Below are 12,085 nucleotides of genomic sequence, written 5' to 3' on the forward strand. Positions count from 1 at the left end.
CCCCCCCCCCCCCCCCCCCAAACTCCCCCTCGCCCCCCCCCCCCCCCCCCCCCCCCCCCCCCCCCACCGGGGGCCCGGCACCGTTTCTGGCACTAGGGCGCGGCGTCCGGGCCGGTCAGCTGGTCGCCGACCGCGCGCAGCGCCTCGAGATCGGAGACCTCGAACGGCAGCGCGGTGATCGCGACGATCGGCACCCGCGGATGCGCGCCGGTGAACCGATGCAGCAGATGCCGTTCCCGCTTGGCGGTGGTCGCGCGGTGGGCATGGATGCGCAGCACGTCCGCGGCCAGCGCGGCCGGATCGTGGTCGGCGCGATCGGTTTCCGCGGCCGTCCCGCTGCCGGACTCCGTCAGGCGATCGACGGCGGCCAGCGCCTGCTGCGGCGACAGCGAGCACAGCACGGGGTGGGTGCGATTGAGCACCAGACCGGCCAGGGGCATGCGGTCGGTGGAGAGCCGATCGACGAAGAACGAGGCCTCCCGCAGCGCATCCGGTTCGGCGGCGGCCACCACCAGGAAGTGCGTGCCCGGCCGCGACAGCATCTCGAAGGTCCGGTTGGCGCGGTCCTGGAAGCCGCCGAACATCGACTCCAGCGACTGCAGGAACAGCGACGCGTCCTTGAGCATCTGGCCGCCCACCACCGTGGACACACCGCGCACGGCCAGGCTCATCGCCCCCGTCACGAACCGGCCCACGCCCCGGCCGGGCGCCATGATCACGCGAATCATCCTGCCGTTGAGGAAGTTTCCGAGGCGCTTGGGCGCGTCCAGGAAATCCAGCGCATTGCGGGACGGCGGGGTGTCCACCACGATCAGATCCCACTTGCGCTTGCCGACGAGCTGGCCCAGCTTCTCCATCGCCATGTATTCCTGCGTACCGCCGAAGGACGAGGCGACCGTCTGATAGAAGGGATTGGCGAAGATCTGCTCGGCCTTCTCCGGGCTGGTGTGCTCGAGCACCATCTCGTCGAAGGTGCGGCGCATGTTCAGCATCATCGCGTAGAGCTCGCCCTTCGCGTCCGGACCGAGTTCGACGCGCTGGGGGACATTGCCCAGATCGCTGACGCCCAGCGACTGGGCGAGCCGGCGGGCCGGATCGATGGTCAGCACCACGACCTTGCGGCCGCGTTCGGCCGCGCGCAGGGCGATCGCCGCCGCCGTGGTGGTCTTGCCGACGCCGCCGGATCCGCAGCACACGATCACGCGCGCGGTCCGGTCGTCGATGACGCGGGAAAGATCCAGGGCGGCAACCGTGCTCGGCAGATTCATCACCGGACTCCCTGGGTGCTCAGATGTTCCGCTAATTCGTACAGGCCGCCCAGGTCCATCCCGTCGGGCAGGGCGGGCAGATACAGGCGGCTGAGGTCCAGCTTCGCGAGCTCCGAGGAGCTGTCGTCCTGCGCCTGCAGCGTGGCCGAATGCTCCGTCGTCTCGCGGACCAGTCCCTGGAAGTCGGCGTCGGACAGCGTGATTCCCGCCTCCGTGAGCCCGGTCCGCAGGGCATCGGCGTCGATGTCACCGGCGGCCGCCCGCGCCCGCACGGCCGCGGGCAGGTAGCCCTCCGTGGCCCGGTTGACGATCACGGTGCCGATCCGGAAGTCCGCTCCGGTCAGTTCGGCGATCGCGTCGGCGGTCTCCTGCACGGGCAGCGCCTCGAGCAGCGTCACCAGATGGACGACGGTCTGATCGGAGTGCAGCAGCTGCGATACGCCCTCGGCCTGCGAGGCGATCGGCCCGCCCTTGGCCACCTCGGCCATGGCCTTCGTGACGTCCAGGAAGCTGGCGATGCGGCCGGTCGGCGGCGCGTCGATGACGATCTCGTCGTAGACCGGTCGGCGCGACTTGTCCACGCGCACCGCGCATTCCTTGATCTTGCCGGTCAGTATCACGTCGCGCAGACCCGGCGCGATGGTCGTGACGAATTCGATGGCGCCCATCCGGCGCATCGCCCGCCCGGCGAAGCCGAGGTTGTAGAACATGTCGAGGTACTCGAGGAAGGCGTGCTCGATGTCGAGGGCCAGCGCCACGACCTCGCCGCCGCCGTCGGCGGTCGCGATCTTGGTTTCGGTCGGCGGCAGTGGCGGCAGGTCGAACAGCTGCGCGATCGACTGGCGGCCCTCGACCTCCACCAGCAGCACCCGGCGGCCGCCCGCCGCCAGCGCCAGGGCCAGCGACGCGGACACCGTGGACTTCCCGGTCCCACCCTTGCCGGACACGTAGTGCAGGCGAGCCCTGTCCGCGCGCTCCGGCCAACCTAGTTTCAGCCCCGGCTCTGCCGACACGGGCACTGCTGTCGGTACTCCCACCCTCGCGAGCCTATAACCCGTTATGAAATCGTGGCCATGGGATACGGCTACTGTCTGGTACACCACTCACCTCTTGCGGATCGCCGGAAGATATGCCAGCCACCGGAATTGGCATCCGGACCGCCGTGGCGCGGGCGATGCGATCGAACAGAGCTACGCTCAGCGGCATGAGTGATGTGACCGTGTGGGAATACGCGACCGTGCCGCTGCTGACGCATGCGACCAAGCAGATCCTCGACCAGTGGGGTGCCGACGGCTGGGAGCTCGTCACGGTGCTGCCCGGCCCGACCGGTGAACAGCACGTCGCCTATCTGAAGCGGGTGAAGGGCTGATGGCCGACTCGACCGTGTGGCGTAAGAACCTCGACCGTCTCGGCCTGGAGTTGCCGGGCGTCGCGGCCCCGGCGGGCGCCTACATCCCGGCGCTGCGCAGCGGCTCGCATGTCTACACCTCCGGCCAGCTGCCGTTCGTGGACGGGAAGCTGTCCGCCGTCGGCAAGGTCGGCGCCGAGGTGAGCCTGGAGCAGGCCAAGGAGGCGGCCAAGTTCTGTGCGCTGAACGCGCTGGCGGCCGTGCACGATCTGGTCGGCCTCGACGAGGTGGTGCGGATCGTGAAGGTGGTCGGATTCGTCGCCTCGGCGCCCGGCTTCAACGATCAGCCGCTGGTGATCAACGGCGCCTCGGAACTGCTCGGCGAGGTCTTCGGCGAGGCCGGTGTGCACGCCCGCTCGGCGGTCGGGGTCTTCGAGCTGCCGAAGAACACCCCGGTCGAGGTGGAGTTGATCGCCGAGGTGCGGTAGAGCTGGGAGCCGGAAGTTCGTTGCCACACAGTGCGTTAGGACACGACATGACTCTCACCCACCCCGCGTACGAACAGTTGCGGCCGGTCACGTCGACCGCCTCGGTGCTGCTGGCGAACAATCCGAACCAGATGACCCTGCAGGGCACCAACACCTGGATCCTGCGCGCCCCGGGCCGGTCCGACTGTGTCGTGATCGACCCGGGCCCGAAGGACCGCGCACACAGCGAGGCCATCGCGCGGGAGACCGGCGGCGATATCGCGCTCACGCTGATCACCCACCACCACCGCGATCACACCGGCGGTATCGACGGGCTGGTGAAGCTGACGGGGACACCGGTGCGCGCGGTCGAGCCCAAATTCCTGCGGGATTCGGAGGCGCCGCTGGCCGACGGCGAGGTGATCGAGGCCGCCGGGTTGAAGATCACGGTGCTGGCCACCCCCGGGCACACCACCGACTCAGTCTCGTTCCTGCTCGATGATGCGGTCGTCACCGGCGACACGGTACTGGGCAGTGGCACCACCGTGCTGGAATCGCGGGACGGCGCGCTCGGCGACTATCTGACGTCGCTGGATCGGTTGGCGGAGGTTGCCCCGGGCCGGGCGCTGCTGCCCGCGCACGGCCCGGATCACGCGGCGGCCGAACCGGTGATCCGCTACTACATCCAGCACCGGCGGGAACGCCTGGATCAGGTGCGCCGGGCCCTGGCCGAGATCGGCCCGAACGCCAAACCACTCCAGATCGTCGCGCGCGTCTACGCCGACGTCGACAAGAAGCTGTGGCCCGCCGCCCGCAGCTCCGTCAAGGCCCAACTGGCCTACCTGCGCAGCCAAGACTGACCCGCCTTACAACAGGCCGGGCCTGCCAAATCTCGGCCCGCCCTTTCCGGCGTGCACAACCAGCCCTTTCCCGGCGTGCACAACCTGCCCTTTTCCCGGCGTGCACAACCGGCCCTTTTCCCGGCGTGCTTTTGGCCGGGATCTAACGGGCCCGGCGGGCCAGCCGCTCCGAATCGGAGATCAGCACGCTCTTGCCCTCGAGCCGGAGCCAGCCGCGGTGCGCGAAGTCGGCGAGCGCCTTGTTCACGGTCTCGCGGGAGGCGCCGACCAGCTGGGCGATCTCCTCCTGGGTCAGGTCGTGGGTGACCCGCAGCGCGCCGGCCTCCTGGGTGCCGAACCGCTGTGCCAGCTGCAGCAGCGCCTTCGCCACGCGACCGGGGACGTCGGTGAAGATGAGGTCGGCCAGGTTGTTGTTGGTGCGGCGCAGGCGGCGCGCGAGCACCCGCAGCAACTGCTCGGCGATCTCGGGACGCTGGTCGATCCACGACTTGAGCGCGTCGCGGTCCATGGTGACGGCGCGGACCTCGGTGACCGTGGTGGCCGTGGAGGTGCGCGGGCCCGGATCGAAGATCGACAGCTCGCCGAACATGTCCGAGGGCCCCATGATGGTCAGCAGGTTCTCCCGGCCGTCGGGGGAGCGGCGGCCGATCTTCACCTTGCCCGAGGTGATGATGTACAGCCGGTCGCCGGGTTCGCCCTCGTTGAAGATGACATGGCCGCGCGGGAAGTCCACGGGCTGAAGCTGCTTGGCGAGAGCCGCCACCGCGGTGGGCTCGACGCCTTGGAAGATGCCTGCTCTGGCGAGGGCCTCGTCCACGAATGTGCTCCTTATGGGAATTGACGGTGCTGTGTCCTGCGACGACAGCAAATTCTCTGCGTGGGTACGCAAGCTGCCGCCTCCGGGCCCAGCGCTGTCGCCGCGTGTCCTGGACCGAAGCGGTTCGGCCGACAGTGCAGTCTACTTGGCGTGCGGGCACCGTAGTGACAGACACCACGTAACGCGCGGTCTGTGAAACGTCCCGGTTGCCGGAATAGTTCCCGGGCCCACCCGTGCGAATGCCGCGCGGCGGCGCTCAGCTGGCCTGGGCGACATCCAGCTCGTCGCCACGGGCGCGTCGGCGCCCGGCATGGGCCGCCGCGGCGGGGACGCCGAGCTTGGCCAGCTCGTTGACCTCGGCATTGCTGGCCCGGTCCAGGTACTGCTGGACCTCTTCTTCCGGTTCGAGCAGTTTGCGGAGCCGATTTTCGACGCGTTCCATGAACAGCGCGAACAGCATCAGCAGTACCGGGAAGAGCACCACAGCGAGTCCTTGCATAACGGTGAGTAAACACGGATAAGGTCTCAGATGGAACACGGGGCGTCTTCACGGCCGCGCTCTCGTCGGTGGGGTTCCGTATGGTGGACGCGTGCGTGAAGCCAGAGCCACCGCCGTGAACGGGCAGGAGCAATCCGCGCCCGCCGAACCGAAACCCGCCGCGCGCAAGCGGTCCGGCGCCTCCGTGGCTCGCAAGTTCGCCAAGGAAACACAGCTCGGCCGGGTGCGCCGCGCCCGCCGGATGTACCGGTCGCTGACGGTCGCGTTCCCCGACGCGCACTGCGAGCTGGACTTCACCACCCCGCTGGAGCTGGCGGTGGCGACGATTCTGTCCGCGCAGTGCACCGACGTCCGAGTGAATATGACGACGCCCGCGCTGTTCGCCCGCTACCCCGAGGCGCGGTCCTACGCCGAGGCCGACCGCACCGAACTCGAGGAGTTCATCCGCCCCACCGGCTTCTACCGCAACAAGACCAGCGCGCTGATCGGCCTGGGCCAGGCGCTGGTGGAGCGCTACGACGGCGTGCTGCCGCACACCCTGGACGAGTTGGTGAAGCTGCCGGGCATCGGCCGCAAGACGGCGAATGTCATCCTGGGCAACGCCTTCGGTGTGCCGGGAATCACGGTCGACACCCACTTCGGCAGGCTGGTCCAGCGCTGGCAGTGGACCACCGAGGAGGATCCGGTCAAGATCGAGCACGCCGTCGGCCAGCTGATCGAGCGCAGGGACTGGACCATGCTGTCGCACCGGGTGATCTTCCACGGCCGCCGCGTGTGTCATGCCCGCAAACCGGCGTGCGGCGCCTGCGTGCTGGCCAAGGACTGCCCGTCCTTCGGTGCGGGGCCCACCGACCCGGCCACCGCCGCCGCCCTGATCAAGGGGCCCGAGGCCGAGCATCTGCTCGAACTGGTGGGCCGGTGAGCGAGCTTGCGAGCGCCGGTGAGGTGCGGCCGTGAGTTCTATCCCGGTGGCCTGGCGCTGGACGCTGGCGGTGCTGATCGCCGTCGTCGCGCTGGCCGTCGCGATCTGGCCGCGCGGTGAGCGCGACGCCCGGACCGATACCGGCGCGGCGCCGGGCGGATCCGCCGCGATATCCGACGGGCAGCGGGCCGCGGCGGCCCTGGCCGCCTGCCCGCGGCCCGAATCCGCGGCCCCGGCGTCCGGCCCGCTGAGCGGGATCACGGTCGGATGCCTGGCCGACGGCCGCCCGATGGATCTGGGTGCCGCGCTCGCCGGGCGTCCCGCCCTGGTGAATCTATGGGCGTACTGGTGTGAGCCGTGCGCGCGGGAACTGCCCGCGCTGCAGCGGTTCGCGGCCCGCGCGTCCGGCGCCGTCACCGTGCTGACCGTGCACAGCGATCCGGACGAGGCGAAGGCGCTGGCCCGGCTCGCGGACCTGAGCGTGCACCTGCCCGGGGTGGAGGACGGCGCCGAGCGAGTTCGCGCCGCGGTCGGCGCACCGCCGGTGCTACCGGTTTCGGTGCTGGTCCGGGCCGACGGGTCGATCGCGAAGGTGGTGGTCCGCCCGTTCGACAGCGCCGACGACATCGCCGCGACCGTCGCGGGTGAACTGGGGGTCGCGGCGTGACCGTGGACTCGGCCGCCGTCGACGGCCCGGGGCATCGAAACCATGTGGGTACCTGCCCGACTCGCCGGTACGCCGGGCGTCATGATCGAATCGACGAGATCGGCGGCGCGCGCAGCCCTGCGTCGCCAGGACCGCGACGGCACTTGGTTCACCACCGTTGTCCCGGCCGAGAGCGTGCCGGAAGAACGCTCGGTGAGCGCCGTGGTGAGAACGGCATGAGTATGGGGGCGGGAGGAGGCAGCGTGCGCAACCGTGACGGCCGTGAGGAGCCCGGCGAGAGAACGGGTCTGGTGACCGACGGCATCCCCGCCTGGCTGCACGGCGTGGTCGAGCGCAAGCCCGCCGACCCGACCGGGATCAACCCGGTGCTGAACAGGACCACGGCGCAGCGGCTGGTCTCGGCGGCGCTGCGGCCGCGGCTGGCGTCCGTGCTGGTGTTGTTCGGCGGTGCCCCCGACCCGGATCCCGACGCCCCCGGCGGGCTGCCCGCCGACGCGGACGTGCTGCTCACCCAGCGGTCGGCGACGCTGCGCCAGCACGGCGGACAGGTGGCCTTTCCCGGCGGCGGTGTCGAGCCGGGCGACGACGGGCCGATCGGCACCGCGCTGCGCGAGGCCCGCGAGGAGACGGGCCTGGATCCGACCGGCGTGGAACCCATTGCGGTACTTCCGAAGATCTTCGTGCCGCCCTCGCGGTTCGACGTGACCCCGGTCGTCGCGTATTGGCGCACGCCGGGCGAGGTCGGTGTGGTCAGCGAGGCGGAGGCCACCCGCGTGGTGCGGGTGCCCGTCGCCGATCTGATCGATCCGGCCAACCGATTCGTCGTGCGGCACCCGCTGGGCTACATGGGCCCCGCGTTCGCCGTCGACGGCATGCTCGTCTGGGGCTTCACCGCCGGCGTGCTCGCCGGGCTGCTGGCCGTCTCGGGGTGGGAGCGGGAGTGGGACTACCACGACGTGCGTGATCTACAGGCATCGCTTGCGGCAGTGGGGATGACGCTATGAGTTCCTCGGCGTGGCTCGACATCGCGGTCGTGATCATCGCGCTGCTGGCCGCCTCCTCGGGATGGCGGCAGGGTGCGGTCGCGTCGGCCCTGGCATTTCTCGGCGTGGTGCTGGGCGCGGTCGCCGGCATCCTGATCGCGCCGCACATCCTGATCCACATCAGCGAGGGCCGCAAGCGCGTGCTGGTCGGTGTGGTGCTGATCGTGGCGCTGGTGATCGTCGGCGAGGTGGCGGGCATGGTGCTCGGCCGCGCGGCCCGAAGCGGGATGACGCATCCGTTCACCCGCAGCGTCGACAGCGTGGTGGGCGCGGCCCTGCAGACCGTGGCGGTCCTGGTGACCGCCTGGCTGCTGGCGCTGCCGCTGGCCTCCTCCTCGCAACCGGCGATCGCGGCCGCGGTGAACGGCTCGCGGGTGCTCTCCGACGTCAACCAGGTGGCGCCGGACTGGCTGCGCAAGCTGCCCAACGAGTTCTCCAAGCTGCTCAACACCTCCGGCCTGCCGGATGTGATCGGCCCGTTCGGCCGCGCCCCGATCGCCGCGGTGGAGCCGCCGGATCCGACCGTGCTCGACAGCCCGGTCGCCCTCGATCTGCAGCACAGCGTGCTGCGCATCCGCGGTGTCGCGCCGAGTTGCCAGCGCGCCCTGGAGGGTTCGGGTTTCGTGGTCGGCCCCGAGCGGGTCATGACCAATGCGCACGTGGTCGCGGGCACCAACACCGTCCAGGTCGACACCGCGCGCGGTCCGCTGGATGCCACCGTGGTGCTGTTCGACCCGTCCAAGGACGTGGCCGTGCTCGACGTGCCGGGGTTGAGCGCGCCGGTGATTCCGATGGCGCCGTCCCCGGCCAAGTCGGGCCAGAACGCGATCGTGCTCGGCTATCCCGGTGGCGGTCCGTACACGGCCAGCGCCGCGCGCGTGCGCGAGACCCTCGAGCTGACCGGACCGGACATCTACAAGACGGGCACGGTCGAGCGCGAGGTGTACACCGTGCGCGGCCGGGTGCGCGCGGGCAATTCCGGTGGCCCGCTGGTGGATACGGACGGTCAGGTGCTGGGCCTGGTCTTCGGCGCGGCGGTCGTCGACGAGGACACCGGCTACGCGCTCACGCTCAACGAGATCCGCGGCGACCTCGAGGCGGCAGAGAATTCGCACGGCCCGGTCCCGACGGGAGACTGCGTCCTGAGTTGATTCGCAGACGCCGCTAGGTCAGCCGAGCAGCTTCGCAAGCTCCGAGGTGACCGATTCCGGGCTCTCCTGGTGGGCGAAATGCCCCGCGCCCGGGATTCCGACCACGCGCCGGTCGGGGGCGAGCCGGTGGCCGCGGCGGATCGTGGAATCGAGGATGTAGTGGTCGGATTCGCCGTGCAGCGACAGCACGGGGACGCGGACCGGCTCCCGCATCGCCGACATGAAGCGGGCGCCGTCGGGCCGCCACTGGCTGCGGAAGGCCCAGCGCTGATACTCCAGCGCACAGTGCGCCGCGCCGGAGATGCGGATCGCGGAGCGCATCCGGCGGGCGGTATCGACGAATTCGGCCGTGCCCGACCACCGCGCGCTGACCCGTTGCCGCAGTAGCCTTTCCACCTCGTAGCCGTCGTTGGTGGCCAGCAGGCGCTCGCCGTAGCGCGGGGGCTGATAGCGCAGGAAGTTCGGCAGCCACGCCGCGCGCTGATGCCGATCGCGCAGCACCGCCTGCTTCAGCGCGACCGGATGCGGCGAACTCACCAGCGCGATCGAGCGCACCAGCCGCGGATGCAGCACCGCGGTCGCCCAGCACACCAATCCACCCTCGGCATGTCCGACCAGGGTGGCCTCGCTGTGGCCGAGCGCGCGAATGAGCCCGGCCACGTCACCGGCCAGCGTCCAGCCGTCGTAACCGCGGGGCGGCTTGTCGGAATCGCCGTACCCGCGCAGGTCGACCGCGACGGCCCGATAGCCCAGATCGGCCAGGCCGGTCAGCTGATGCCGCCACGACCACCAGAAGTCACCGAATCCGTGCAGCAGCACCACGAGCGGGACGTCCGGCGCCGGACCACCCTGCGCCGGTTCGGCCTCGACGACGTGGAATCGAATGCCGTTGGCACGCACGTCCCTGTGGGCCCACGGCCCGTCGTAACGGACGCTGGACGGATCCGGACTCGGGTTCGACGACACGCCGATCAAGCGTAGTCGGCGGGGTTATCTGCCCGGTCGATCGGTGGCGGTCGCGACCGGTGCGTCGAGCGCCGCATGCTCGCCGTGCGAGCCGATGCCCTGCGGCAGCACCGTGCGTGTCTCCTTCAGCGATTCGATCGTCTTCTCCGGCGCGCGCAGCTTGCGCACCTTGCGATAGCCGAGGAAGCCGAACAGCGCGACCGCGACGATCATCAGCCCGAACACGATCAGGAACGACGCCCACCGGTACAGCCACACATCGAGCAGCTCGGCCAGGAAGAAGAAAAAGAAGAAGGTGGAGAACAGCAGGATGGTGAGCGCGACGATGAAGAACACGCTGCCCTGCAGGCCCTTGCGGATCTCCCCGGTCACCTCGGACTTGGCCAGGGCCACCTCGGCGCGGACGAGAGTCGACATCTGCTCGGCGGCATCGCGCACCAGATCGCCGATGCTGGCGTTCGCCGTGGTGTCGACCTCCGACAGCGGAATAGCGGTGATGGTCCGGTTGCGGCCCACGTCCTGCCCGTTACCGCCGTTTGTGAAGCTCAATGCTCGACCCTTCTCCATGTCCCGGTGCTGTCCGGCCTTCACTCGTCTGCAGCGGCCGCGCCGGCGTGCCGTCGCGCCTGATGTGCACGGCCCCGTCGCAACAGTAGCGCCGAACCGATCAGGGAAGCCGCCATTGACGTCATCAACACGGCCGCCTTCGCCAGTTCCGCGGCGGCCTCGTCGTTCGCCAATGCAAGTTCTGCCACCAAAAGGCTAACGGTGAACCCGATCGCTCCCAGTACCGACAGGGCGAACATGTCGCGGTAACCCAATCCGGCGGGCCGTTCGGCGATCCCGAGGCGAATCGCCACCCAGCTCGTGCCGAACAGTCCCAGGGTTTTTCCGGCCAGCAGGCCGACGATGATCGCCAGCGCCAGCCGATCGGTGAACAGCTCCCCGAACACCGCCGCCGACAGCGGGACACCCGAGGCGAACAGCGCGAACAGCGGAACACACACGCCCGCCGACACCGGCTGGAACAGATGCTCGAGCCGGGTGGCCGGTGCCTCGTCCTCGCCGGGGTCGGGGCGAACCCGGGTCAGCAGCCCGCACAGGACCCCGGCCAGGGTGGGGTGAATTCCCGCCTCGTGCAACGCATACCAGGCCACCAGCGCCAGCGGCACATAGATCAGCGGGGAACGCCACCGCCGGTGCTGGGCCAGCCACCAGCCGAGGAGGCAGGCGGCGGCGGCCAGCAGCCAGCCGACCGCGATCGAGGTGGTGAACAGCACCGCGATCAACAGGATGGCGATGAGGTCGTCCACCACGGCCAGGCTCAGCAGGAACACTCGCGCGGTGGCGGGGATGCGGGAACCGGTGAGCGCGAGCACCGCGAGCGCGAAGGCGATATCGGTGGCGACGGGGATGGCCCAGCCGCGCTCCATGCCGTCGATGCCGAATCCGATCGTCATCGCGATGAGTGCGGGCAGCACCACCCCGCCGACGGCGGCGATGATCGGCAGCGTGGCGCGCTTGCGGTCGGCGAGTTCGCCCACCACCAGTTCGCGCTTGAGTTCCAGACCGGCGACGAAGAAGAAGATCGCGAGCAGGCCGTCCTTGACCCAGTCGGCGAGGGTCAGGTCCAGGTGCAGCGGGGGTATCGGGAGGGTTGTCTCGGTGAGGGTGAGATAGCCGTCGCTCCACGGCGAATTCGCCCACAGCAGCGCAATGGCCGCGGCCACCAGCAGCAGGGCGCCGCCGACGGTTTCGGTACGGAGGAAGCGGGCGAGCTCGGAACGGAGCGCAACGATCACGGAGCACCTTTCGGCCGGAGGAACAGCGGCTGCGGTGTACATCCCGCCGACTCGTCGGCCGGTGCTTGTCCCGCACGCCGACCAGACTTCCCGGCACTCCTTACGCAATTCTAACGGTCGGGTCCGGTGTGGTTCGCAGTGCGTCTGGGAACCGCCCCCGGGGCCGAATGCCCGCGACATGCGGCGGGGGGGGGGGGGGGCCCGGAGCCCCCGCCCGCCGGCCGGGGGGGGGGGAGGGGGGGGGGGGGATTGTTGATGGGGGGGGGGGGGGGGGG

The 12,085-nt window shown here is 70.2% G+C and carries 15 protein-coding genes; 8 read left to right on the forward strand and 7 right to left on the reverse strand.

The window, feature by feature from the left end; translation table 11 throughout:
• Window positions 1-92: 92 nt before the first annotated feature.
• Both bagB and bagA read right to left on the reverse strand, forming a co-directional pair.
• Window positions 93-1,268: an ATPase BagB gene (gene bagB / locus QH290_RS31555; RefSeq protein ID WP_280386874.1), complete on the reverse strand. Its 1,176-nt coding sequence runs from the start codon at window positions 1,266-1,268 to the stop codon at window positions 93-95.
• Entirely contained in the window at window positions 1,268-2,287 is a 1,020-nt protein-coding gene (bagA, locus tag QH290_RS31560; protein WP_280263882.1) for an ATPase BagA, read from the reverse strand. Before bagA ends, bagB begins: the two co-directional genes overlap by 1 nt.
• Window positions 2,288-2,472: 185 nt before the next feature.
• On the opposite strand from bagA, the gene sp36 reads away from it, so the two are divergent.
• Genes sp36 through QH290_RS31575 form a run of 3 tightly spaced genes read left to right on the forward strand, consistent with a single transcriptional unit; the run spans window position 2,473 to window position 3,943 of the window.
• Window positions 2,473-2,637, forward strand: a complete 165-nt coding sequence (sp36, locus tag QH290_RS31565) for a Sp36 family protein (RefSeq protein WP_085995597.1) — start codon at window positions 2,473-2,475, stop codon at window positions 2,635-2,637.
• Window positions 2,637-3,104 carry a RidA family protein gene (locus QH290_RS31570; protein WP_280263885.1) on the forward strand — a complete coding sequence of 156 codons (468 nt, stop codon included), beginning with the start codon at window positions 2,637-2,639 and terminating at the stop codon, window positions 3,102-3,104. Before sp36 ends, QH290_RS31570 begins: the two co-directional genes overlap by 1 nt.
• 47 nt (window positions 3,105-3,151) lie before the next feature.
• On the forward strand, window positions 3,152-3,943 hold the full coding sequence (locus QH290_RS31575; RefSeq protein ID WP_280386876.1) for an MBL fold metallo-hydrolase: 792 nt from the start codon (window positions 3,152-3,154) through the stop codon (window positions 3,941-3,943).
• A 142-nt stretch (window positions 3,944-4,085) separates the two neighbouring features.
• Here QH290_RS31575 and QH290_RS31580 read toward each other — a convergent pair whose 3' ends face one another.
• Together QH290_RS31580 and QH290_RS31585 are read right to left on the reverse strand one after the other, a co-directional pair.
• Window positions 4,086-4,760, reverse strand: coding sequence for a Crp/Fnr family transcriptional regulator (locus tag QH290_RS31580; protein ID WP_011206875.1), 675 nt, complete (start codon window positions 4,758-4,760; stop codon window positions 4,086-4,088).
• A gap of 256 nt (window positions 4,761-5,016) precedes the next feature.
• Entirely contained in the window at window positions 5,017-5,259 is a 243-nt protein-coding gene (locus QH290_RS31585; RefSeq protein WP_068029248.1) for a hypothetical protein, read from the reverse strand.
• A gap of 241 nt (window positions 5,260-5,500) precedes the next feature.
• Between QH290_RS31585 and nth the strand changes: the two genes are divergently transcribed.
• The 5 genes from nth to QH290_RS31610 all read left to right on the forward strand — a co-directional run bounded on the left by nth (window position 5,501) and on the right by QH290_RS31610 (window position 9,042).
• Complete coding sequence (gene nth, locus QH290_RS31590) at window positions 5,501-6,181, forward strand: endonuclease III (RefSeq protein WP_280263903.1); 681 nt, start codon at window positions 5,501-5,503, stop codon at window positions 6,179-6,181.
• A gap of 40 nt (window positions 6,182-6,221) precedes the next feature.
• Window positions 6,222-6,848 carry a TlpA family protein disulfide reductase gene (locus QH290_RS31595; RefSeq protein WP_280263905.1) on the forward strand — a complete coding sequence of 209 codons (627 nt, stop codon included), beginning with the start codon at window positions 6,222-6,224 and terminating at the stop codon, window positions 6,846-6,848.
• An 81-nt stretch (window positions 6,849-6,929) separates the two neighbouring features.
• Window positions 6,930-7,067: a hypothetical protein gene (locus QH290_RS31600; protein WP_280263893.1), complete on the forward strand. Its 138-nt coding sequence runs from the start codon at window positions 6,930-6,932 to the stop codon at window positions 7,065-7,067.
• Between the two features lie 2 nt (window positions 7,068-7,069).
• On the forward strand, window positions 7,070-7,852 hold the full coding sequence (locus QH290_RS31605) for an NUDIX hydrolase (RefSeq protein WP_280263907.1): 783 nt from the start codon (window positions 7,070-7,072) through the stop codon (window positions 7,850-7,852).
• Window positions 7,849-9,042 carry a MarP family serine protease gene (locus QH290_RS31610; protein ID WP_280263895.1) on the forward strand — a complete coding sequence of 398 codons (1,194 nt, stop codon included), beginning with the start codon at window positions 7,849-7,851 and terminating at the stop codon, window positions 9,040-9,042. The genes QH290_RS31605 and QH290_RS31610 overlap by 4 nt, the downstream gene beginning before the upstream one ends.
• Before the next feature lie 18 nt (window positions 9,043-9,060).
• Here the strand turns inward: QH290_RS31610 and QH290_RS31615 are convergent, their stop codons facing one another.
• Genes QH290_RS31615 through nhaA form a run of 3 tightly spaced genes read right to left on the reverse strand, consistent with a single transcriptional unit; the run spans window position 9,061 to window position 11,810 of the window.
• Window positions 9,061-10,008 (reverse strand): alpha/beta fold hydrolase, encoded by a 948-nt coding sequence (locus QH290_RS31615; RefSeq protein ID WP_280263897.1) that lies wholly within the window; start codon window positions 10,006-10,008, stop codon window positions 9,061-9,063.
• A 24-nt stretch (window positions 10,009-10,032) separates the two neighbouring features.
• Window positions 10,033-10,557 (reverse strand): phage holin family protein, encoded by a 525-nt coding sequence (locus tag QH290_RS31620; RefSeq protein ID WP_280263899.1) that lies wholly within the window; start codon window positions 10,555-10,557, stop codon window positions 10,033-10,035.
• Window positions 10,558-10,595: 38 nt separating this feature from the next.
• Window positions 10,596-11,810: a Na+/H+ antiporter NhaA gene (nhaA, locus tag QH290_RS31625; protein WP_425303673.1), complete on the reverse strand. Its 1,215-nt coding sequence runs from the start codon at window positions 11,808-11,810 to the stop codon at window positions 10,596-10,598.
• Between the last annotated feature and the right edge of the window lie 275 nt (window positions 11,811-12,085).

The sequence above is a fragment of the Nocardia wallacei genome, from assembly GCF_029869545.1.
In the GTDB taxonomy this organism is placed as follows: domain Bacteria; phylum Actinomycetota; class Actinomycetes; order Mycobacteriales; family Mycobacteriaceae; genus Nocardia; species Nocardia wallacei_A.